This is a genomic window from Pseudomonas sp. KBW05 (genome assembly GCF_003852405.1).
Lineage (GTDB): Bacteria > Pseudomonadota > Gammaproteobacteria > Pseudomonadales > Pseudomonadaceae > Aquipseudomonas.
In genome coordinates, this window is sequence record NZ_QAJM01000018.1 from 74,147 (window position 1) to 97,152 (window position 23,006).

At 61.2% G+C, this 23,006-nt stretch carries 22 protein-coding genes; 16 read left to right on the top strand and 6 right to left on the bottom strand.

What is annotated here, in order from left to right; translation table 11 throughout:
* The first annotated feature begins 20 nt into the window (after nucleotides 1-20).
* Together DBR46_RS17480 and DBR46_RS17485 are read left to right on the top strand one after the other, a co-directional pair.
* Nucleotides 21-1,061, top strand: a complete 1,041-nt coding sequence (locus DBR46_RS17480; RefSeq protein ID WP_017255052.1) for a low specificity L-threonine aldolase — start codon at nucleotides 21-23, stop codon at nucleotides 1,059-1,061.
* Nucleotides 1,062-1,234: 173 nt separating this feature from the next.
* Nucleotides 1,235-1,435 carry a hypothetical protein gene (locus DBR46_RS17485; protein ID WP_124527191.1) on the top strand — a complete coding sequence of 67 codons (201 nt, stop codon included), beginning with the start codon at nucleotides 1,235-1,237 and terminating at the stop codon, nucleotides 1,433-1,435.
* 117 nt (nucleotides 1,436-1,552) lie between these two features.
* On the opposite strand, the gene gbcB is transcribed toward DBR46_RS17485, so the two are convergent.
* Entirely contained in the window at nucleotides 1,553-2,653 is a 1,101-nt protein-coding gene (gene gbcB / locus DBR46_RS17490) for a glycine-betaine demethylase subunit GbcB (RefSeq protein ID WP_124527192.1), read from the bottom strand.
* Nucleotides 2,654-2,935: 282 nt separating this feature from the next.
* Here gbcB and gbcA point away from each other — a divergent pair, with 282 nt between their 5' ends.
* From gbcA to DBR46_RS17565, 14 genes are all read left to right on the top strand, one after another.
* The gene (gene gbcA, locus DBR46_RS17500; protein ID WP_015886251.1) at nucleotides 2,936-4,231 is read left to right on the top strand and encodes a glycine-betaine demethylase subunit GbcA; all 1,296 of its coding nucleotides are present in this window, start codon (nucleotides 2,936-2,938) and stop codon (nucleotides 4,229-4,231) included.
* Nucleotides 4,232-5,081: 850 nt separating this feature from the next.
* Complete coding sequence (locus tag DBR46_RS17505; RefSeq protein ID WP_124527193.1) at nucleotides 5,082-5,576, top strand: type II secretion system protein; 495 nt, start codon at nucleotides 5,082-5,084, stop codon at nucleotides 5,574-5,576.
* Nucleotides 5,551-5,931, top strand: coding sequence for a type II secretion system protein (locus tag DBR46_RS17510; RefSeq protein WP_124527194.1), 381 nt, complete (start codon nucleotides 5,551-5,553; stop codon nucleotides 5,929-5,931). Before DBR46_RS17505 ends, DBR46_RS17510 begins: the two co-directional genes overlap by 26 nt.
* Nucleotides 5,918-6,424, top strand: coding sequence for a type II secretion system protein (locus tag DBR46_RS17515; RefSeq protein WP_177414083.1), 507 nt, complete (start codon nucleotides 5,918-5,920; stop codon nucleotides 6,422-6,424). The genes DBR46_RS17510 and DBR46_RS17515 overlap by 14 nt, the downstream gene beginning before the upstream one ends.
* Nucleotides 6,425-6,499: 75 nt before the next feature.
* The gene (locus DBR46_RS17520; protein WP_124527195.1) at nucleotides 6,500-7,999 is read left to right on the top strand and encodes a lytic polysaccharide monooxygenase; all 1,500 of its coding nucleotides are present in this window, start codon (nucleotides 6,500-6,502) and stop codon (nucleotides 7,997-7,999) included.
* A 181-nt stretch (nucleotides 8,000-8,180) separates the two neighbouring features.
* Nucleotides 8,181-8,612: a type II secretion system major pseudopilin GspG gene (gspG, locus tag DBR46_RS17525; protein WP_124527196.1), complete on the top strand. Its 432-nt coding sequence runs from the start codon at nucleotides 8,181-8,183 to the stop codon at nucleotides 8,610-8,612.
* Nucleotide 8,613: 1 nt separating this feature from the next.
* A complete protein-coding gene (locus DBR46_RS17530; RefSeq protein WP_124527197.1) occupies nucleotides 8,614-9,078 on the top strand; it encodes a transglycosylase SLT domain-containing protein in 465 nt (154 codons plus the stop codon).
* Nucleotides 9,075-10,259 (top strand): type II secretion system F family protein, encoded by a 1,185-nt coding sequence (locus DBR46_RS17535; RefSeq protein ID WP_124527198.1) that lies wholly within the window; start codon nucleotides 9,075-9,077, stop codon nucleotides 10,257-10,259. The genes DBR46_RS17530 and DBR46_RS17535 overlap by 4 nt, the downstream gene beginning before the upstream one ends.
* Before the next feature lie 4 nt (nucleotides 10,260-10,263).
* Nucleotides 10,264-11,901 (top strand): GspE/PulE family protein, encoded by a 1,638-nt coding sequence (locus DBR46_RS17540; RefSeq protein ID WP_124527199.1) that lies wholly within the window; start codon nucleotides 10,264-10,266, stop codon nucleotides 11,899-11,901.
* Nucleotides 11,882-12,607: a hypothetical protein gene (locus tag DBR46_RS17545; RefSeq protein WP_256659326.1), complete on the top strand. Its 726-nt coding sequence runs from the start codon at nucleotides 11,882-11,884 to the stop codon at nucleotides 12,605-12,607. Before DBR46_RS17540 ends, DBR46_RS17545 begins: the two co-directional genes overlap by 20 nt.
* Nucleotides 12,604-13,158 (top strand): hypothetical protein, encoded by a 555-nt coding sequence (locus tag DBR46_RS17550; RefSeq protein WP_124527200.1) that lies wholly within the window; start codon nucleotides 12,604-12,606, stop codon nucleotides 13,156-13,158. The genes DBR46_RS17545 and DBR46_RS17550 overlap by 4 nt, the downstream gene beginning before the upstream one ends.
* Before the next feature lie 6 nt (nucleotides 13,159-13,164).
* Nucleotides 13,165-13,701, top strand: a complete 537-nt coding sequence (locus DBR46_RS17555) for a hypothetical protein (protein WP_124527201.1) — start codon at nucleotides 13,165-13,167, stop codon at nucleotides 13,699-13,701.
* Nucleotides 13,698-14,183 (top strand): hypothetical protein, encoded by a 486-nt coding sequence (locus DBR46_RS17560; protein ID WP_124527202.1) that lies wholly within the window; start codon nucleotides 13,698-13,700, stop codon nucleotides 14,181-14,183. The genes DBR46_RS17555 and DBR46_RS17560 overlap by 4 nt, the downstream gene beginning before the upstream one ends.
* Nucleotides 14,184-14,201: 18 nt before the next feature.
* Entirely contained in the window at nucleotides 14,202-16,139 is a 1,938-nt protein-coding gene (locus DBR46_RS17565; RefSeq protein ID WP_124527203.1) for a secretin N-terminal domain-containing protein, read from the top strand.
* A gap of 120 nt (nucleotides 16,140-16,259) precedes the next feature.
* Here DBR46_RS17565 and DBR46_RS17570 read toward each other — a convergent pair whose 3' ends face one another.
* From DBR46_RS17570 to DBR46_RS17590, 5 genes are all read right to left on the bottom strand, one after another.
* Nucleotides 16,260-17,030 (bottom strand): electron transfer flavoprotein subunit beta, encoded by a 771-nt coding sequence (locus DBR46_RS17570; protein WP_124527204.1) that lies wholly within the window; start codon nucleotides 17,028-17,030, stop codon nucleotides 16,260-16,262.
* Between the two features lie 10 nt (nucleotides 17,031-17,040).
* The gene (locus DBR46_RS17575) at nucleotides 17,041-18,261 is read right to left on the bottom strand and encodes an electron transfer flavoprotein subunit alpha/FixB family protein (RefSeq protein WP_124527205.1); all 1,221 of its coding nucleotides are present in this window, start codon (nucleotides 18,259-18,261) and stop codon (nucleotides 17,041-17,043) included.
* Nucleotides 18,261-20,204, bottom strand: a complete 1,944-nt coding sequence (gene dgcB / locus DBR46_RS17580) for a dimethylglycine demethylation protein DgcB (RefSeq protein ID WP_124527206.1) — start codon at nucleotides 20,202-20,204, stop codon at nucleotides 18,261-18,263. Before dgcB ends, DBR46_RS17575 begins: the two co-directional genes overlap by 1 nt.
* Before the next feature lie 173 nt (nucleotides 20,205-20,377).
* The gene (dgcA, locus tag DBR46_RS17585; protein ID WP_124527207.1) at nucleotides 20,378-22,438 is read right to left on the bottom strand and encodes a dimethylglycine demethylation protein DgcA; all 2,061 of its coding nucleotides are present in this window, start codon (nucleotides 22,436-22,438) and stop codon (nucleotides 20,378-20,380) included.
* A gap of 15 nt (nucleotides 22,439-22,453) precedes the next feature.
* A complete protein-coding gene (locus DBR46_RS17590; RefSeq protein ID WP_033898043.1) occupies nucleotides 22,454-22,984 on the bottom strand; it encodes a DUF5943 domain-containing protein in 531 nt (176 codons plus the stop codon).
* Nucleotides 22,985-23,006: the final 22 nt, after the last annotated feature.

A 23,006-nucleotide genomic window follows, 5' to 3' on the forward strand; every position in this document is an offset into this window, starting at 1 on the left:
ATCGACCACAGGAATGGGCCATGACCGACAAGAGCCAACAATTCGCCAGCGACAACTATTCCGGCATCTGCCCGGAAGCCTGGGCCGCCATGGAACAAGCCAACCAGGGCCATCAACGTGCCTACGGTGACGATGAATGGACCCACCGCGCCGCCGACGGTTTCCGCAACCTGTTCGAAACCGACTGCGAAGTGTTCTTCGCCTTCAACGGCACCGCCGCCAACTCCCTGGCGCTGTCCTCGCTGTGCCAGAGCTACCATAGCGTGATTTGCTCGGAAACGGCCCACGTCGAAACCGACGAATGCGGCGCGCCGGAGTTTTTCTCCAACGGCTCCAAGCTGCTCACCGCCCGCACTGAAAACGGCAAGCTGACCCCGGAGTCGATCCGCGAGATCGCCCTCAAGCGCCAGGACATCCACTACCCCAAACCCCGCGTGGTCACCCTGACCCAGGCCACGGAAGTGGGCAGCGTGTACACCCCGGACGAAATCCGCGCCATCAGCGCCACCTGCAAAGAGCTGGGCCTGAACCTGCACATGGACGGCGCACGCTTCTCCAACGCCTGCGCGTTCCTCGGCTGCTCACCCGCCGACCTGACCTGGAAAGCCGGCGTGGATGTGTTGTGCTTTGGCGGCACCAAGAACGGCATGGCAGTGGGTGAGGCGATCCTGTTCTTCAACCACAAGCTGGCCGAAGACTTCGACTACCGCTGCAAACAGGCCGGCCAACTGGCGTCGAAAATGCGCTTCCTGTCTGCCCCGTGGGTGGGCCTGCTGGAAAATGACGCCTGGCTCAAACACGCACGCCACGCCAACCATTGCGCACAACTGCTGAGCAGCCTGGTAGCGGACATTCCTGGCGTGGAACTGATGTTCCCGGTGCAGGCCAACGGCGTGTTCCTGCAACTCTCGGAACCGGCCATCGCCGCGTTGACGGCCAAGGGCTGGCGCTTCTACACCTTCATCGGCAAAGGCGGCGCGCGTTTCATGTGTGCGTGGGATACCGAGGAAGAGCGTGTAAGAGAATTGGCGGCGGATATTCGGGAAGTGATGGGCGCCTGATACTGGCGTAATGCCGAGTCTGTTATTTGATATTTCTGACAGCAGCACACTGCATTTTCATTGACTAGCCTCTTGGAACCCGCAAGGAAAAGGCCGCTGCAGCGGCCACCTTTCGGGCCCAACTGCCTGCCGAATCATCGGCCGGAAACGGAAATCCAGCAGAGAGCCAAACCATGGAATATCAAAGCAACGGCAACACCCTGCAAAACGACGACAGCATCAGCACCACCGTGATTGATTGGGATGAGTTCAGGAAATTCGCCAAAGTCGGCGACACCATCCGCGAGCCATCCAGGACGCTGCGGATCTACGATAAAGTCTATGAATTGACAGCATCAGGCCAGAACTTCGTCGTACACATCTACGCCCAGTAACCACCCCACGCATGTGGGAGCTGGCTTGCCTGCGATAGCGGAGCATCAGAACCTTATAGGTAGCTGACACACCGCTATCGCAGGCAAGCCAGCTCCCACATTGGACTGCGCTCGCTGTTAGAACTCGATGCGTACGTCGCCTTTCGGCACGCTGCAGCACGACAGGATGTAACCCTCGGCTTCGTCTTCCTCGGTGATCCCGCCGTTGTGCTCCATCTCCACTTCGCCGCCCAGCTTCATCACCTTGCACGTCCCGCAGATCCCCATGCCGCAAGCTTTAGGAATCAACAGGCCAAGCTTGGCCGCCGCCGCGTGCACGGTTTCGCCCGGGGCCACGCGGATGCTTTTACCCGAGGCAATGAATTCCACCTGGTGCAGATCCGCCAGATCGACTTCCGGCGCATCCGCCGCTTGTTCAGCTTGCTCCACCGCATCAGCGCGGGCTTCCGGTGGCGTCGCGCCGAAGGACTCCTCGTGATAACGCGCCATGTCGAAACCGGCGACTTCCAGCAAGCGCTTCACCGCATTCATGTACGGCGTCGGCCCGCAGCAGAACACTTCGCGTTCGAGGAAGTCCGGCACCATCAGTTCCAGCATCTTGTGGTTCAGGTAACCGCGATAACCCGCCCAAGGCTCACCCAAGCCGTGCTTCTCACAGATCAGGTGCAGGCTGAAGTTGTCGATCCGCGACGCCATGTGCTCCAGTTCGCGATGGTAGATGATGTCTTTGGGTGAGCGGGCGCTGTGGATAAACGTCATGTCGACGTTGGCGTTGGTATCGTAGAACCAGCGCGCCATGGACATCACCGGGGTAATCCCGACGCCGCCGCTGAGGTACAGCACTTTCGGGCTCGGGAAGTCGATGGCGTTGAACAACCCCACCGGCCCGTGCACCGCCAGTTCCTGACCCTCATGCAGTGTGTCGTGCAACCAGTTGGAGACTTTGCCGCCCGGTACGCGCTTGATGGTTACCGAAAAGCTATACGGCACCGACGGCGAGCTGGAAATAGTGTACGAACGCATGATCGGCTGGCCTTCGATTTCAAGCTCCAGGGTGACGAACTGCCCAGGTTTGAAAAAGAACAGGATCGGCTGATCAGCCATAAAACAGAAGGTGCGCACGTCCCAGGTTTCCTGGATGACTTTGACGCAACGGACAATGTGCCGACCATTGGCCCAGGTCTGGGTGGTTACCGGATTCAGGAAATTGTTAGACATGTTGTTCTCCACCGCCGACGTCGGCCTTATGGTGGCGATTCTGCGTAACGCCGAATGCGCCCATTTACCTATCTGCGACATTCACATACTTATCGCGACCAGGCCCCAACTACCTAGGGTTAAGCGTCGGGATCAGATTGGGCCATGTCGCCCATGGATAAGGTTCGACGCATCGGCGGCCCCACACTCGCTCCCAACAACGACGCTTTCTTTACGCCTTGCACTGCACTAACCGTAGCCACTATTCGCCGGCCACACAGAATGGCCATGAGGACACACACGATGGACGTCACCGCAACCTTAAGCTTGGGCGATCCGCTGGAACCCGCACGCAAGGCCACCGCGCAAATGCTGCAAGAGCGCGAGCGTACCTTTTCGCTGCCACAGCCGTTTTACTCTGATGAGCGGCTGTTCGATATCGACATGCAGGAGATCTTCCAGAAAGAGTGGTTGATCGCCGGCATGACCTGCGAGATCCCCACCAAGGGCAACTACCTGACCCTGCAAGTGGGCAAGAACCCGATCATCGTGATCCGTGGCGCCGAAGGCGTGGTCCATGCGTTTCACAACGTGTGCCGCCACCGCGGTTCGCGTCTGTGCACCAGCGACAAGGGCAAGGTCGCCAAGCTGGTTTGCCACTACCACCAGTGGACCTACGAACTGGACGGCCGCCTGCTGTTCGCCGGCACCGAGATGGGTGCCGACTTCGACATGAAGCAATACGGCTTGAAACCGGTGAACGTGAAGACCGCCGGCGGCTACATCTTCATCAGCCTGGCCGAGAACCCGCCGGCCATCGATGACTTCCTGTCGACGCTGAACCATTACATGGAACCGTACGACATGGAGAACACCAAGGTGGCGATCCAGACCACCTTGTTCGAAAAAGCCAACTGGAAGCTGGTGCTGGAAAACAACCGCGAGTGCTACCACTGCAACGCGTCGCACCCTGAATTGCTGAAGACCCTGCTGGAATGGGACGACGTCACCGACCCGCGCGCCGACCAGGCGTTCAAGGACCACGTCGCCGCCTCCGCTGCCGCGTGGGACGCCGAGAAGATCCCTTACGCCCACGCCAGCTTCGGCCTGCGTAACCGCATCGTGCGCATGCCGCTGCTCAAGGGCACTGTGTCGATGACTCTGGATGGCAAACAAGGCTGCGCCAAGCTGATGGGCCGTATCAAGAACCCGGACCTGGGCTCTATGCGCATCCTGCACCTGCCCCATTCGTGGAACCACTGCATGGGCGACCACATCATCGTGTTCACCGTGTGGCCGATCAGCGCCCAGGAAACCATGGTCACCACCAAGTGGATCGTGCACAAGGACGCCGTGGAAGGCGTGGACTACGACGTGGAGCGCATGCGCCAGGTGTGGGACGCGACCAACGACCAGGACCGTCGCCTGGCCGAAGAAAACCAGCGCGGCATCAACTCCACGGCCTACCAGCCGGGCCCGTACTCCAAGACGTATGAGTTCGGCGTGGTGAACTTTGTGGATTGGTACAGCGAGCGCATGCTCAGCAACCTGGGAGCGGCGCCGGCGCCGTACCTCAAAGGCGTAGCCGTACACGAATAAAAATGTGGGAGCGGGCTTGTGTGGGAGCGGGCTTGCTCGCGAAGGCGGTGGATCAGTTGAAAATGCATTGACTGACACACCGCCTTCGCGAGCAAGCCCGCTCCCACATTTCCCCTCTCAGTGTTCAAGATTTGAGCAACACCCTTGCAGCCCGCTCCTGCCCTGCCCTCCAGCCTTTACCCAACAACTTATCCACAAAGACACCCACAGCAATTGTGGGCAACTGTGCTTGCCTCCCACAATTAACTGAAGAAAATCCGTGACTTATTCAACTAGCAGGTTTTAAGCAGACACTGGTCATTTTTTAACCATAACCCTGCAAGCAGCTTAAACCGTGGCCTGTAGCGGTACGCAAACACCTTATCCACAGAACCGCCAACAGACTTTGGGTGTAACTTTGCCTACGCTGTGGAAAACCACGCCAAAGCTTCATAAACCAAGGCTTCCAGAGCTTTCATTCGCATTTACGGGCAAATTGATTACTTTTTGAGCATGTTGACGAGAGCCTTTATCCATAAGGCCTGTAGCCGATAGCAAACATCTTATCCACAGAAGCGCCAACAGACTTTGGGGGCAAGTCCAGATTGCTCTACGTCCTTATCCACACGAAAACCTCCCTAAAAACCGTCACTTAGCCTGGTCATTTTTCGTACAAGTGCCTGTAACCGTTGATTCACGTGGCCTGTGGGCAGCCACGAACACCTTATCCACAGCCACGCACACAGCGATTGTGGGTAACCCCAGCAACTGTACAAAAAACATACGGCATCTACACTTCCCCTTGCAGTTCATTTCACAAGCCTGGGTTAACGCGGAAGTCCTTGGCGGGATAACAGGAGGCACAACGGTGATGCGGCAGGGTAAAACCAGCCATCACTGCGCCAAAGGTTTTACGCTGATTGAATTGCTACTGACGCTGGCCCTGCTGGCCACACTCGCGACAGTGGCTTATCCGCTGACGGCACTGATGGGTAAACGCGACCGCGAACTGGACTTGCAACGCTCGTTGCGGGAGATACGCCGCGCCATCGATTCCTACAAAGAAGCCACCGACGACGGGCGCATTGAAAAGAGCGTCAGTGCCAGTGGTTATCCACCGACCCTGCAAGCACTGGTCGAAGGCGTCACGGACAAAACCAACCTGCAAGGCAACAAGCTCTATTTCCTGCGCCGCATTCCCCGCGACCCAATGTGCGAATGCCCCGAACTTGTGCCTGAAAAAACCTGGCAACTGCGCAGTTACAAGAGTACCGCCGACAGCCCACAAGAAGGAGAGGATGTCTTCGACGTTTCATCCCGCAGCCCCCGGGAGAGTTTGAATGGAACGTTATACAGCCAGTGGTAACCGGGGTTTTACCCTGATCGAGTTGCTGGTGGTCATGGCCATCATCGCCACGCTCATGACCCTGGTGACGCCGCACTATTTCCGCCAGCACGCCAAGGCCCAGGAAACCGTGCTGCGTCACAACCTGTCATCCATTCGCCAGGCGTTGGACCAATACCGCGAAGACCACGGCGCCAACCCCGAATCCCTGCAAACCCTGGTGGATAAACGCTACCTGCGCGAGGTGCCCAAAGACCCGGTGACCGGCAGCCGCGACACCTGGCAACTGCAACCCTCAGACGAGCAAGGCCTGGGCGACGTGCGCAGCGGCGCGCCCGGCACTGCCAAGGACGGGACGGCCTATGCCGACTGGTAAACAGCGCCAACACGGCTCGGTGTTCATGGGCATGTTGGTGACGGTAGCCGTGGTGGCCGTGATGCTGATGGAAGTGGGCACGCTGTGGTCCAGCGTATTGCAGCGCGAGCGCGAGCTGGAATTGCTCGCGCGGGGCAATGAGATTCGCCGGGCGATTGGGCTGTATTACCGCGAGGGCAACAGCTTTCCGAAAACCCTCGAAGACCTGGTGCTCGACCGCCGCCAGTCCACCGTCAAACGCTACCTGCGCCGGGTCTACGATGACCCGCTGACCGGCAGCCCTGAATGGGGCGTGGTCGAGGGGCCGGGTGAAACCATCATGGGTGTGTTCAGCACAGCCAAGGGCACGCCGTTCAAACAAGGCAACTTTGCAGTCATCAATCAAAGTTTTACAGGGCAAGGTAGTTATCAAGGGTGGGTGTTTCTGTATGGCTCTGTACAGAGTAATCCTGTAACCCGCACCGCTCCCATGGGAGATCAGCTGAAACCATGATGGCAAGTGAATAAATCACATTGATCGTTCCAGCCGTTCGGAACTTGGTTATCTGAATTGAAGGTGGACTCGAGCATGAACACTTTAACGCGGTATTTGAATTATTTGATTCTTGGTTTGCTGACGGCAATCGTGTCGGTACCCACAACGAGTTGGGGGCATGGATTTGTCGGACTCCCAATTGATAGGCAATCCAACTGTAAAAGCACAGGAGGGCATTGGTCGGGCTACATTGTTGATGACGGCTGCAGAACAGCAGCCGCCATAGAGCCAACGGATGCTGACAAAGCTTATCCGACCGATCAGTTCCATGAGTTCTCCATCAATACATTTTCAGCCACTACACCTATTAATCAAATATTGGATCAGCTCCAACAAGGGATGGTGTGCTCGGCAAATGACCCCAAAAAGAGAAGCATGTCCGTGCCAACAAAAGACTGGACAAAAGAGCCTTTAACTTCAGGGTCGTCGTTGAATATAAAGCTATTTATGACTGCGGTTCACGTACCCAGCCGAGCGTTCGTCTTCATCACCAAGCCAGGATTCAACTCTGCAACGACCTCCGTCAGTGTGGGCGACCTTGTGCCCCTTGGCGGTGTTCATCCGATCACAGCAACTGATGTCCAGCAGCCGCAATCCGGGACAATACCCAAGGGTCTATGGGCTAGTGGCGTAGTGCAGTTACCCGTCGTTCTTCCAAACGGCCAAACCGGCCCAGCTGTAATCGTGGTGATTTGGGCCAGAGATGATGACAAGGGCGAGACGTTCGTCATGTGCAGTGACGTGACATTTGGAGGGGGGCAAATCCCGGTAAAACGCTATCTCATTGGGACTTTCGTCGACCCCGCAACCAAAACAGCGAAGCCCGGCGACAGTATCCGTCACCGTGTCATCAGTAATGGCAACGACGTGAGTGACCAGAAAGTAACGCTTAACGCGAACAACCTGGACCCCACGCAATGGAGTAAGCAGTTGAAGGACCTCATCACCAACCAAGACATCGAGATTGGCCATGAGGAGAATGGAAAAATCGAATTCGACGACACAAATGCAAAGAGAAACCACGTGTACTACAAACATGATGGCGCCATGCAGAACATGACGGTCATTGACGGTGAGGGCCCTGCTCCAACCCCGGTGGCAGAAATTACCGGACCTGTCGACTTGGTTTCCGGACAACCCTATACCTTCACCGGGACGCTTAGAAACGCGCAGAACACCCCACAATATGCGTGGGCCCCGGTATTGATCACTAATAACATCAGTTCTAAAACAGTAACCGGACCTGCACCCGTCGTCACACAGCCCACGGACTTTATAGTGCGATTGAACACACGCGATGGGCAAACCGGCGCCAACTACACCGCGACACATGCCGTCAGAGTGTCTCCAGCTACAGGTTTCCCTCAATGGAAACCGAATGGCGGCTATAACAGCGGCTCAGAAGTATCCAATCATGGCGTGAACTACCGGTGCAAACAGGGAGCCGCCGGAGCATGGTGCGGGCAGGACGTAAATGAACCTGGCAAACCTGGCTCCACATTCTGGCAGCGAGCGTGGGACGTTGTTCCTTGACTCAAGTGCTTATGCACTGACTCGATAACTGCAAGCGCCAAACGTTATAGGGCGCCTAACGGCGCCTTATATCGCGCACCGCTACAGTTGAAAGCAGTACAGGTTCTAACGTAGTCCTACCGGCGGTGCCCGCTTGAAAAACGTGGGCCGGAAGAGTTATACACAACCGCCGGGTATCGTCATGCGCACACGCACGCTTATCCACAGCCCCCAAAGCGGCTTCACCCTGCTGGAGCTGCTCGTCGTCCTGCTGATCATCGCCCTCCTCGCCGGCTACGTCGGCCCGAAGATGTTCGATCGCCTGGAACTGGCCAAAGTGCAAACCGCCCAGGGCCAGATGAAGTCCCTTGCCGACGCCTTGAACCAGTACCGCCTGGACAACGGCAACTACCCCGACGAAACCCTCGGCCTCAATGCCCTGACTACCCGTCCCGCCAACGCCACCAACTGGCAGGGACCGTATCTGAAAACGCTGCCGCCCGACCCCTGGGGTAACCCCTATATCTTCAAGAACCCTGGCACTCCACCCAACGACGCCGAGATCATCTCCCTGGGCCGCGATGGCAAGGCCGGTGGGGTGAACACCTACGCCGACATCGTCTACGGACTGTGACATGCACACGCTGCGGATGGTCCTGACCCTGTTGTGCCTTATCGGCACCGCCCAGGCCAACTGTTGGCAGTTGGCGGCCAGCCGCTATCACGTCGATCCCTTGTTGCTGTACGCCATCGCCAAGGTCGAATCCAACCTCAACCCCCGCGCACGCAATATCAACGGCGACGGCAGCCAGGACATCGGCCTGATGCAGATCAACAGCCGCCACTTGCCCGCGCTCGCGCAGTTCGGCATCACCGAGCAGCACTTGATCAACCAGCCGTGCACCAGTGTGATGGTCGGCGCGTGGATCCTGGCCGGGTTCATTCAGGAACAGGGCTATGGCTGGCAGGCTGTCGGAGCCTATAACGCGGGCGCCCGGCCGGATCGTGAAGCACGCCGTATGCGCTATGCACGGGCGGTATGGCACTACTACGGCGACCTGGTGCAACAGCGCCAACAACTGGCCAGGCAGACGCCATGATCGACATCGACGCGCGCATCATCCGCGACGGCCATTTGCAGACCTTGCGTCTGCAAGCCCTCGACCTCACCCAGGCGCGCCGGCAACTGCAAGCCGACGGCGCCCAGGTCGTCTCGCTGAAGGCACGTCGCCAACTCAAGCTGCCCAGCCGTCGCGCCAAATTCGCCCTCGGCCTGTTTATCCAGGAGCTGGTGGTGTTGCTGGACGCCGGCCTGGTGCTGGTGGAAGCCGTGGAAACCCTGCGCGACAAAGCGCCGCCAGGGATCAACCGGCAGGTCATGAGCGATTTGCTTGCATCGATGTACGAAGGCAATTCACTGTCCAGGGCGATGCAGCTCAAGCCACAGATTTTTCCCGAGCTGTTGATCGCCACCGTGGCCTCGTCCGAGCACAGCGGCCAACTGGCCGTAGCGCTACGACGTTATCACCATTTCGAAGCGCATCTGGAGACGGTGAAAAAGCGCGTGAGCGGCGCACTGATGTACCCCTTGGTGGTGTTGGGCGTGGGCGCGTTGATCCTGCTGTTCCTGTTGTTTTTCGTGATTCCGCGCTTTGCCTCGGTGTTCGATGCGGTGGCCGACCTGCCCGCCACCGCGCGCTTTATGGTGTGGTGGGGCGCGCTGGTGGATACACGCGGCACCGAGCTGTTGATCGGCCTGGTGCTGGCGATCATCGCGCTCGTGGTGCTGCTGCGCAGCGCCGCCTTCAAACGCCGGGTCGCCAACCTGTTCTGGAAAATCCCCAGCCTCGGCGCTCAGCGCACGCTGTTTATCCTCGCGCGCTTTTATCGCACCGCCGGCATGTTGCTGATGGGCGGCATGCCAGTGGTCACGGCGGTGGAAATGTCCGGCGCACTGCTGCCCATCGAGCGCCAGGCCGACCTGCGCCACGCCATGACCGATATCCAGGCCGGCCAGCCGCTTTCCACGTCCCTGGCGCGCCATCAACTGACCACCGCCGTTGCCGAACGCCTGCTTCGCGTCGGCGAGCAAAGCGGTGAATTGGCGGCCATGTGCGAGCGTATTGCGCAGTTTCACGACGAAGCGCTGGAGCGCGCCATCGAGCTGTTCAGCAAGGTTTTCGAACCCTTGCTGATGCTGGTGGTGGGCGGGCTGATCGGCCTGATCGTGTTCATGTTGTACATGCCGATTTTTGAATTGGCAGGATCCATACAGGGGTAATGCCATGAGCGAGCAGACGCGGCAGTGGCAAGCGCTAGCGGAGCAGCGCTCGATGTCAGTGGCCAACTACTTGGTGGAAGTGCTGCACGAGTCGCCCGATCAATTGAGCAGCATTGCCGCGCCACTGGGCTTGATCGCCATCGAGCCCGGTCAGCTGGAACACCATTGGCGTTTCGACGTGTTGTCGCTGCCTCAGTCGCTGATCCACAACGTGCTCCCCCTGGACTACCAGGGCCAAACCTGCCTGGCGCTGGGCGAGCCGTTTACCCTGGCCAACCGACACTGGCTCCAGTCCACCCCTGGCCTGCGCCAGCTGCCCCTGGCCATGAGCCTGCCGGGTGCGGTCAAGGCCCAACTGAAACTGGCCGAAGCCAGCCAGCGCGTGATGCAACCCTTCGGCGAAGGCGACGAAAACGTCCGCGTCGGCCAGGCCGCCGAAGAGATCTCACTGAGCAGCCTCGCCCGCGATGACAACCCGGTGGTGCGCCTGGTCAACTCGATGTTGTTCGACGCCTTGCAAAGCCGCGCCAGCGATATCCATGTGGAAACCAACCCCGAAGGCCTGGAGATCAAGTACCGCATCGACGGCGTGTTGCAAAAGATGGGCAAAGCCAGCGGCCTGGACATGGCCGAACAGGCGCTGTCACGGATCAAGGTGTTGTCGGAGCTGGATATCGGCGAGCGCCGGGTGCCTCAGGACGGGCGTTTCAAAATGAAAATCCAGGGCCGCGAGGTGGATTTCCGCGTGTCGATCATGCCCAGCATCCACGGTGAAGACGCGGTGCTGCGCATCCTCGACAAGTCGCAGCGCGGCGAGTCCCTGAGCCTGGAAAGCCTCGGCCTGGCCGCTGACACCATTGCGCGTATTCGCGTGTTGGCCAGCGAGCCCTACGGCATGTTGATCGTCACCGGGCCCACTGGCAGTGGCAAGTCCACGACCCTGTATGCCGCACTCACGGAGATCAATACGGGCGAGCAGAAAATCATCACCATCGAAGACCCGGTGGAGTATCACTTGGCCGGTGTGACGCAGATCCCGGTCAACGACAAGAAGGGCCTGACATTCGCCCGTGGCCTGCGCTCGATCCTGCGCCACGATCCCGACACGATTCTGGTGGGGGAAATCCGCGATGGCGAAACCGCCGGTATCGCCGTGCAAGCCGCCCTGACCGGTCACCGCGTGCTGACCTCGTTGCACGCCAACAGCGCCTTCAGCGTCCTTGAGCGTTTCAGCTACATGGACGTCGATGCCCACAGCGTGGTGGAAGCCCTCAACGGTGTGGTTGCTCAACGCCTGGTGCGACGCATCTGCGCGGACTGTGGGGTCACTACCAAACCCGATGCAGAAATCGCTCGGCTCGCCCACTTGACCAGTGCCCAGCTCAAGCAAGGCCACTACCGCATCGGCAAAGGCTGCGAGGCCTGCCGCCACACCGGCTATCGCGGGCGGATCGCCCTGGCAGAAGTCCTCGGCATGACCGACAGCATCAAACAAGGGCTGCTCGACCGCAGTTCGGCAGCCACCTTGCGCGAGCTGGCGCGCGAAGCCGGCCACGTGTTCATCCGCGATATCGCCCTGGCCCACGCGGCCCAGGGCGATACCACGCTCAAGGAGATCCACCGTGTCATTTCCCTTTACTGAGCACGTGGTGTGGTTACACAACAGCGGCGCCACGTGGGCCGCCCGCCCGCGCTGGCGGGGCGCAACCGTATGGCGCGCGGAGCAGGCCGGCGAGCCGTTGGCAGCCTGCGCGCAATTGCTGGAGCAAGCACCGCGCGGGCGCGTGCGGTTTCTGGACCGGGCCAACGTACTGCTGGGGTTTCCCCATGTGCACTATCTGATGCTGCCATGGCAGACAGGCCTGCACCGCCAGGTTGACTGGCAAGGATTTGCTGAAGCCGCATTCAACCAGCAGGCCGGTATCGGTGCCGAGGGCTGGCAAGTGCAGGTCGCCAACAGTGCCTTCGGCCATGACCGCCTCGCGGTGGCGATCCAACGCGACCTGCTGCAAGACCTGCGCGACCTGTTCAAGCTGGCGCGCTTGCCCCTGCTGACCTGCACGCCATTGCTCACGGCCGTGGCCCAGCGCTACTGGCGGTACCTGCCCGAAGACTGCGTGCTCGCGGTCCCCGAAGCCACCGGCCTCAGTTGCCTCTATCGGCAACAGGGCACGCCGTCCCAGGTGTGCGTGCTGCCCACCCAACCCGACAGCCTATTGAGCGACAACCTGTTCACTGCCGACCTGCTCGCGCAACGCTCGGCGCCAGCCACGCTGATCGTCGCCAATCGCCCTGTCGCGCCATGGCTGGGGCCGTTGCATCCCTGGCTGGAGGAAGCCCCGGCATGAACTCCAGGCTCACGACCCTCAGGCAACAGTTGCGCGCGGCCCCTGCGCCCGGGGTGGATTTCCAACACCCCAACGCCGCCCACCGACCGTTGCTGGCGGTGTTATGGCTGCTGGCGCTGGCGCTGCTGTTCAACACCTGGCAGCACTGGCAGCGCATGGAGCAACAGCAACTGCGCACCGATGAGCTGGAACAGCAATTCATTCAACTGACACGTCGCCAGGAGCAGTTGATCCAGGCTGCCATTCGCCTGTCGCCCCAGCAAAAACAGCAGCTGGAGGCGTTCTCCAAACAGTCGCAGACGCCCTTTGCACTGATCGACGCAGTCGCCCAGGCCTGGTCCAAGGAGATCGCCCTGACGCGGATAGAAGTCAACACCCAGAACCAAGTGCTGCACCTGGACCTGGAAGCCCGGGCATTGGCCGAAGCGTTCCGTTTTGTCGAGCGGCTCAAGGCCAAGCCGGGGGTGCGTGTGAGCCTGCAACAAAGCGCGCGCAAGCCCAACGACCCGCAACACCCGGTGCAGGTCAAACTCACCGTTGGCGCGGGGTAACCGCCCATGGACATCCTCACTCGTCACCTGCCGCGCCTGCGCTGGCAGCTGATGCAATGGCAACAAGGCCTGGGCTTCTGGGGCTTGTTGGCGCTGGGGGTGATGGCGGCAACGCTGTTGATTGAAGTGGCGCTGATTCACCCGGCGGGCATCGCCGACCAGCAGCGACGCCAGGAACTGGAGGCCGGTATCGCCGAACAACCCCAGGATGTGCAGGTCACCGAGCCGGCGGTGGTGGATAAAATGCCCAGCGCCCATGACTTCGCCCCGCGCCTGGAAACGTTGCTGGGCACCCTCACCCAGCGTGGTTTCATCATTGAACAAACCACCCTGGCCTACTCCGCGCCGGGCGACACCGGGCTGCAACGCCTGGAGGTCGAGATCCCACTCAGCGGCCCCTACGTGCTGTTGCGCGAAGCCTTGGCGGACGTGGCGCAGCAGCCGGCCGTGCGTATCGAAAGCGTGACCCTGGAACGCAAGGAGATCCTCAGTGGCGTGCTCACCATCAGCCTCAAAGTCAGCGTCCTGGGGGTGGTGGAATGAAGCTGCCGCTGTATTTGCGCGCGCTGTTGCTGCTGACCTTGATTGGCTGCGGCTGGCTGTTCTGGCAAGACGCGCCGCAACGCCCGGCCAACGCGCCTGTGGCGCAAGTTGCCAAACCCATCGACACTGCGACCGTCTCAACGCCCGAACCACCGGCGAGCCCAGTGATCGACCTGTTCCCTGCCCAAACCTGGGTCCCGTTGCCGCCGCCGACACCGGTGGACAACTCACCGCCCAAACCACCGCCGTTGCCCTTCACCGTCGCCGCGCAATGGCGTTACGAGAACCAGGCAAAAATCGTCGTGCTAAGCGGCAATGGCAGCCAATACACCCTGTGCAACCGTTGCGCGGTGCCCGGGCGCATCGTGCCGGGCAAGATGCTCGACGCGCACTACCGACTGGACAAACTTACCGATACCGCCGTGGTGCTGACCTACATGCCGCTCAAGCATGTCAGCACCCTGCGCCTGGACACGCGTTGACCGGGAAAGGAAACGATCATGTCGATACGTACGTGGATCCCCTTGAGCCTGACGCTGATGCTGCTCAATGGCTGCGAGACCCAGCGGGCGATCAAGCACAGCGAAGAGTTGCGTCAACAAGGCGACATCGTCAGGTCAGTCGAAGTGCTCCAGGCCGAAGCCAAAACCGCGCCCGACGATGTGCAATTGCGCACGGCGCAATTCGGCAAGCTGGAGCTGCTGGTTGCCCAATACAGCCGCGAGGCCAGCACCGCGCTGATGCGCGGCGACGACGCGGCGGCCATCCGCGCGCTGGAAACCATCCTCAAATACGACCCCAGCAACCTCGGCGCACGCCAGGAAATCCAGAGCATCCAGGCCATGAAACAACTGCGCCCGCAACTGGCGCGGGCCTATGAAATGAAACGCGCCAACCCGGTGGAAGCGCTCAACCTGGTGCGCCAGATCATCGCGCAAAAGCCCAACTACCGTGAGGCCCTGGACTTTCGCAACGCCCTGACCCGCGAGCTGGTGAGCGCCGACTATCTGAGTGCCAACCTGTCCGACGCCATGCGCAAACCCCTGAGCCTGGAATTCAGCTCCCAGAGCCTGAGCACGATTTTCGAAACCATCGCGCGCCTGTCGGGGGTCAACTTTGTCATCGACAAGGACGTCAATCCGAGCGCCGCTGCCAGCATGACGGCCAGTCGCACCACGGCCGAAGATGCACTGAACCTGTTGCTGACCACCCAGGGGCTGGAGAAGAAAATCCTCAACAACAACACGATCCTGATCTACCCCCGGCGCCCGGACAAAGAACGCGAATACCGCGAGCTGGCGGTGCGCACGTTCTACCTCAGCCATGGCGACGCCAAGGTCGTCGCCGCCGAGATCAAGCAGGTGCTCAAGCCCAAGGAAGTACTGGTGGATGAGCGTCTGAACGCGGTGATCGTACGTGATGGGCTCGACACCCTGAGCGCCGTGGAGAAGATGGTTGAGGCCATTGATATCGCGCAGTCGGAAGTGACCATTGATATCCAGGTGCTGGAGGTTGGCGTGGACGATGAGCAAAACCTGGGCATCCAGTACCCGGGGAGCATTGGCTTGTCGGTCGGCAACCTGGCCAACGTACCCGCCGGGCTGGCGGGCATCCCCATCAGCGCATTGCGCGGGATCAATGGCGATAACATTCTGCTGGATTCGGGGAGCACCTCGGCGCGCATCAATATGCTGCAACGCAGCGGCAACACCGTGACCCTGGCCAACCCACGGGTACGCGTGCGCAACCGCGAAGAGGCCTCGGTCAATATCGGCGACAAGATCCCCGTAGTGACCACCACCACCGCCAACCAGATCACCACCTCATCCGTGTCCTACCAGGACGTGGGGTTGCAGATCAGCGTCAAGCCGATCATCAGCCTGAGCGATGAGGTCAACCTGGAACTGAACGTGGAAATGAGCCATATCACCAAGCGGATCGAGGCGACAGACACGGTTCCGGCGACGTTTGAACTGGGTTCCCGCGCCACCAAGACGCTGCTGACCGCGCGAAACAATGAAACCCAGATTGTCTCGGGCCTGATCCGCACCGCCGAGATCGACGAAGGCTCTGGGCTGCCCTGGTTGAGCCAGATCCCCTGGATCGGCAAGAAGCTGTTTGGCACCAACAAAAGCACCCAGCAGAAAACCGAAATCATCCTGCTGCTGACGCCGAGGATCGAGCGCAACCTGGATCTACCGATCTCGCAGATCAGCACCTTTCACAGCGGCACCGAGGCGCGCAGTTCGACGGAGGGGATGATCTTGCGCGATACCACCGAGAAGATGATTCTCAAGCCGACGGGGGGTGATCCAACGCCGCCGATACCACCGCCGATGAACACGTCGGGGCCTTGGGAACCGTTGCCGCCGCCGTTGCCACCACTTGTGCCCAAACCTGCACCAGTATCGGCACCTCAGGCTCCCCAGACACAGTGAAGACCCAATGTGGGAGCGGGCTTGCTCGCGAATGTGGTGTGTCAGCCAACCTATTCATTGACTGATCCACCGCATTCGCGAGCAAGCCCGCTCCCACACTTGATCTTCTGCGCTTTCGGATTAGCGGACGACGCCTTCTTCCACCAACAACTTGAGAATCGCCTGTGCGCCCTCTTCCGCGCTCACGCCCTTGAGCACCTGCCCGCCGCCCCCACTGGCCTTGGCCGTCGCTGCCTTCATCCGATCCGCACCGCTCTTGGCCTTGATCACCTTCAGGCGCTTGGGCCGCGGCTTGGCCGGTTGCAACACCGCGTCGGCGAACAAGCCATCCTCTTCAACCTCGACCTCATGGGCTGCCAGTTCACCGCGTTGCGCCGGACCATACGCGCTCTGCCGAGGCTTCGGTGCGGCGTTATCCACCGTCGCGAGGAACGGCAAGCGCACCTTCAACCGCCGCCGCTGCCCACGCGGCAAGGCTTGCAGCACGTGCGCCACGCCGCCGTCGATGGACTCCACCTGCGCCAGCCCGACAATCAACGGCCAGCCCAATTGCTCGGCGAGCAAAAACGGCAACATGCCCGAGCCTTCGCCGGTTTCCGCCTGGCTGCCGGCGAGCACCACATGGGCACCTGCATCGCGCAGATAGTCGCTGAGCACCGGTAACGCATCGCTGCCGGCCGGTTGTTCCAGCACATGCAATTGCGGCAGGCCCATGCCCAGGTAACTGCGCAGGGTCGGCTCGTTGATATTGCCGGCGTGCAGCACCTGCAACTTATCCCCAGCCATCTGCAAACCCAGCTCGACCGCACGCGCGTCTTGCTCGGCGCGGCGCGGGCGCCCGGAAGTCGGGTGGGCGCCGATGGACACCAGGCTGATTACATTCGTGGTCATGGCCAACTCCTTAAGCCGCATCGCGCTTGGCGCCGTTGCGGTAGGTTTCTACCGCAGCGATCAAGGCTTGCAGAATCGCGGCGCTGTCGCCGATCACCGACAGGTCGGCACGCTTGATCATGTCGCAACTCGGGTCGAGGTTGATCGCCACCACCTTGTCGCAGGCACCAATGCCTTGCAGGTGCTGGATCGCCCCGGAAATACCCACCGCCACATACACCCGCGCGGTGACCCAGATGCCGCTGGCGCCGACCTGGCGGTCGCGGGCCATAAAGCCGTCGTCCACGGCCACCCGTGATGCGCCTTCGGTGGCGCCGAGGGCGGCGGCGGTCTGGTGGAACAGCGCCCAGTCCTTCACGCCGTTGCCGCCGGAGAAAATGAATTCGGCTTCGGCCATCGGAATGGCTGCCGGATCCACCGCCACCGCACCAAGATCCTCGATGCGCGAAAGGCTGCGTGCCAGGGGTGTGGATAACTCCACGGGCAACACTTCGTGGCGGGTTTCGCTGACCGGTTCCGCGCACTCCACGGCAGCGAGGATCAGGCGCGGCAATGGCCGGGCCAAGTCTTCCTGGCCCGCACCGGCGCGGCCGATGCACTCGTCACCCTTGATCTGCCATACGCGCGTGGCCGGGCGTTCCTTGAGGCTGGCAGCAAAGCGCCGGCCCAATTCGCCGCCACCGCTGCGGCTGTCCGGCAGCAACCAGTGGCGTGGATTGAACTGGTTATCCACAGCCCGCAAACCTTGCACCCGTTGTTCCGGTGCATAACCGTCGAACTCGTGGCCCTCCAGCACCAGCAGGCGATCGACACCGGCCGTGGCGAACGCGCTTTCCTTGTGCTCGCCAAACACCACCGCCAGCACCGCGCCGTCGCTGCCCGCGAGTTGTCGGGCGAGGCCGAGCAAGTCGCGGTCGTGGCTGCTCAAGCGGCCACCGACCATGTCCGGCACCACGTTGATGTAAAACGCCGGCGCGGCAATCTGATGCAGCGGCAACTGCACTTCCACCGCCGCCGTGCGCTTGGCCGCGCCGCCCTGCTGGGCGCCGCTGCGGTCGATGCGCTTGATGCCGTTGGGGCCGATAAAACCGACGCCATGTACGTTTTTGCGGATGACACCGTTGGGGCCCATCCAGCTGTGTTGCACCGGCTGCATCGCCGCATGCAGCGGGTGCAGACGGTTGCGGGCGATCCATTCGGCCCGGGGGTCGCGGCGGATAATGTCGCTCATCAATGCACCTCCGCAGGTTCACGCTTTATGGGGGCTTTGGCAGGCGCGGCGTCTTCCAGCAAGGCATCAGCGACCAGTTCGGCAATGTCTTTGATCAAAGGTCTTGGCTCAACAACACCCTCAAGCATCGCCGTGCACTGTGGACAACCCACGGCCACCAGTTCGGCACCGGTTTCGCGGATGTCTTCCATGCGCATATCGGGAATGCGCTGCTTGCCGGGAATGTCGGTGATCGGCGCCCCGCCACCACCGCCGCAGCAGCGTGAACGGAAGCCCGAGCGTTGCATCTCCTTGACCTCGATGCCCAGCGCGCGCAACACCTGGCGCGGCGCCTCGTATTCGCCGTTGTAGCGGCCCAGGTAGCACGGGTCGTGATAGGTCACGCTATTGCCCTTGTGCTGCCCCAGATTCAGCGCGCCCTCGCCGATCAGCTCGGCCATGAAGGTGCTGTGGTGCTGCACAACGTAGTTGCCGTTGAAGGCGCCGTACTCGTTTTTCAGCACATGGAAACTGTGCGGGTCGCAGGTGACGATGCGCTTGAAGCTGTACTTGGCCAGGGTCTGGATATTGCGCGAAGCCAGCAACTGGAAGGTCGCTTCGTCGCCCAGGCGGCGGGCCACGTCGCCGCTGTCGCGTTCTTCCAGGCCGAGCACGGCGAAGTCGACATTCGCCGCCTTGAGCACTTTGACGAAGGCGCGCAGGGTGCGTTGGTTGCGCATGTCGAAGGCACCGTCGCCGACCCAGAACAGCACGTCGGCGGAGCCTTTTTCGCTGAGCAACGGCAGGTTCAGGTCCGCCGCCCAGTTCAACCGGCCGCCCGGAGCGAAGCCGCCGGGGTTGTCGGTGGCGATGAGGTTTTCGAGGACTTCGGCGCCCTTGTTCGGCGTCGCGCCTTTTTCCAGGGTGAGGTGGCGGCGCATGTCGACGATGGCGTCCACGTGCTCGATCATCATCGGGCACTCTTCCACGCAGGCGCGGCAGGTGGTGCAGGACCACAGGGTCTCGGCGTCCACCAGGCCGTTGACGATCGGCTGATGCGGGTTGCCGCTGTGTTCACCAATCGCTTTGCCTGGATAAGGGCTGCCGGCGAACTTCGCATCGGTGCCACCGGCCAGGCCAACAACCATGTCCTGGATCAGCTTTTTCGGGTTCAGCGGCTGGCCGGCAGCAAAGGCCGGGCACGCGGCTTCGCACTTGCCGCATTGCACGCAGGCGTCGAAACCGAGCAGTTGGTTCCAAGTGAAATCCTTGGGTTTTTCCACGCCCAGGGGCGCGGTCTTGTCGCTCAAATCCAGCGGTTTCAAACCGGTGGAACGCCCGCCGCCAAAGCGCTCGGCGCGGCGGTGCCAGGCCAGGTGCAGGGCACCGGCGAAGGCGTGTTTCATCGGGCCGCCCCAGGTCATGCCGAAGAACATCTCGCTGACGCCCCACAACACACCCACGCTCAACAACGCCGCGAGCAGCCAGCCGCCGAAGTCCGCCGGCAGGATCCCGGCCACCGGCAAGGTCACCAGGAAGAAGCTCACCGAGAACGCCATCAGGCTTTTCGGCAGGCGCATCCACGGGCCTTTCGACAAGCGTGACGGCGGGTTGCGCCGACGCAGGTAAACGAAGGTCGCGCCGACAAACATCAGCACCGAGGCCAGCAACAAGGCGTAGCCGAGGATGCGATTTTGCAGGCCGAAGCCGTGCACCAGGATGGCGAGCAGCGCCGACAGCAAAAAGCCTAGCGCCGTGGCGGCGTGGGTGTTGGCCATGTATTTGTCGCGAACGACCACGTGGTGCAGGTCGACCATGTAGCGCTTGGGCATGGCCAGCAGGCCGCCCAGCAGGTCGACTTTGGACGCACGGCCACGGCGCCACATGTTTACCCGGCGCAGGGCGCCGAGGACGGCAAGGCCCAGGGCGGCAAACAAAAGGATAGGAAGCAAGGTATTCAACATGGTGAAGCTCCCAAAGACCACACAGGTCTACTGTGAAACTGGCCCCAAATGTGGGAGCGGGCTTGCTCGCGAAGGCGGTGTGTCAGCTGACGCATCCGGTGGCTGATTCACCGCCTTCGCGAGCAAGCCCGCTCCCACATTTTTGACCGAGTACACATTGGTTCAAGGCTGGGTCAGAAATCCTTGCAAAGGCGCAGGGCGTCATAGATCGCAGCGTGGGTGTTGCGCTGCGCCACGCAGTCGCCGATGCGGAACAGCAAGTAACCGTCACCCGCCTCGCTCAGGCACGGCTGCGGCTTGATCGCGAACAGCGCCTCGACGTCCATCTGGCCCTTGTTGCGCGAGCCTTCCTTGAGGGCGTAGTAGATCGCTTCATCCGGGCGCACGCCGTTTTCGACGACCACCTGGTCCACCACACGTTCTTCTTTGGCGCCGGTGTATTCGTTCTCCAGCACCGCCACCAGCTTGTCGCCTTCGCGGTAGACCTTTTCCAGCATCATGTCGCCGGTCATGATCACTTCCTTGGGGTACATGCTGCGGTAGTAGGTCGGGAACGACGTACCGCCGATGGCCACGCCGGGCTTGATGTCGTCGGTGACGATCTCCACCTGGCTGCCTTTGTCCGCAAGGAAATCCGCCACCGACATGCCGGTGAATTCGCAGATGGTGTCGTAGACCAGTACGTTTTTGCCCGGCGCGACTTTGCCGTCGAGCACGTCCCAACTGCTGACCACCAGGCCTTCCGCCGCGCCCCAGTGTTCGTTCTGCTCCAGGAACGGATGCCCACCCACGGCCAGCACCACCACGTCCGGGCGCAGGTCCAAGATAGTCGCCGCATCGGCGGCCACGCCCAGGCGCAGGTCGACATTCAAGCGCGCCAGCTCCAACTGGAACCAGCGGGTGATCCCGGCAATCTGGTCACGCTGCGGCGCCTTGGATGCGGTGGTGATTTGCCCACCAATAAATTCTTTCTTCTCGAACAGGGTCACGTCATGGCCACGCTCGGCGGCGACGCGTGCAGCTTCCATCCCGGCAGGGCCGGCACCGACCACCACGACCTTGCGTTTGACCCCGGTGGTTTTCTCGATGATATGCGGCACGCCCATGTATTCACGGGACGTCGCGGCGTTCTGGATGCACAGCACATCCAGGCCCTGGTACTGGCGGTCGATGCAGTAGTTGGCGCCGACGCACTGTTTGATCTGGTCGATCTGGCCCATCTTGATCTTGGCGATCAGGTGCGGGTCGGCCATGTGCGCACGGGTCATGCCGACCATGTCCACGTAGCCGCCTTCCAGAATGCGCGTGGCCTGGTTCGGGTCCTTGATGTTCTGCGCGTGCAGCACCGGGGCCTTGACCACTTCCTTGATCCCGGCGGCCAAGTGCAGGAATGGCTCCGGTGGATAACTCATGTTGGGGATGACGTTGGCCAGGGTGTTGTGGGTGTCGCAACCCGAGCCCACGACGCCGATGAAGTCGAGCATGCCGGTGTCGTCGTAGTACTTGGCGATCTGCTTCATGTCCTCGTGGGACAAGCCGTCCGGGTGGAACTCGTCACCGCACAGGCGGATGCCCACGCAGAAATCCGGGCCGACTTCCTTGCGCACAGCCTTCAGCACTTCCAGGCCGAAACGCATGCGGTTTTCGAAGCTGCCGCCCCATTCGTCGGTACGCTTGTTGACCCGCGGGCTCCAGAACTGGTCGATCATGTGCTGGTGCACGGCCGACAGTTCCACGCCGTCGAGGCCACCGGCTTTCGCGCGGCCAGCAGCGGCGGCGTAGTTGCCGATCACCCGCCAGATTTCTTCCGGCTCGATGGTCTTGCAGGTGGCACGGTGCACCGGCTCACGCACGCCGGACGGCGACATCAGGGTCGGCCAGTTGAAGCCGTCCCAGCGCGAGCGACGGCCCATGTGGGTAATCTGGATCATGATCTTGGCGCCATGCTTGTGCATGGCGTCGGCCAGGTTCTGGAAGTGCGGGATGATGCGGTCGGTGGACAAGTTCACCGAGCTCCACCATTCCTGCGGGCTGTCGATGGCCACGACGGACGAACCGCCACAGATTGCCAGGCCGATGCCGCCCTTGGCTTTCTCTTCGTAATAACGGATGTAGCGCTCGGTGGTCATGCCGCCGTCGGTGGCATACACCTCGGCGTGGGCGGTACTGAGCACGCGGTTGCGGATGGTCAGTTTGCCGATCTGGATCGGCGCAAACATTGCTTCGAAAGCCATGGCACGGTCCTCGGCTTACAACGGCTTGACGGTGAACAAGCCGTCGTCGTGGCCCTCTTCGGAGCCTCCGTAGACTTGTTCGGCGACGGTGCGGATCTGGCTGCCGCGCGCTTGCAGAATCTGGTCCATGGCGCCGGCAAACCAGCCGGTGAACATGTAGTCCACTTTGCGCCCGACCTTGCCGTACACGTAGACAAATGCGGAGTGCTCCAGCTTGACGCTGCAGGTGCCTTTGTCGAGGTCGATGTCCTGGATCTTGAACAGGCCCCAGCCGCGTTGCGACAGGCGCTTCATGTAGTGTTCGAACACGGCGACGCCTTCCAGGCCGTGGCATTCGGCTTCTTTTTCACACCAGTGCCAGGCGGATTTGTAGCCGGCTTTGTAGAGGATCTCGGCGTAGGCATCGGCGCCCAGGACTTCCTCGATACCGATGTGGTTGTTGACGAAGAAATGGCGCGGCACATACAGCATGGGCAGGGCGTCGGAGGTCCAGACACCGGTCTCGCTGTCGACTTCGATAGGTAATTGCGGGGCGATCTTGGCCATGGAAACTTAACTCCAGAAAAAT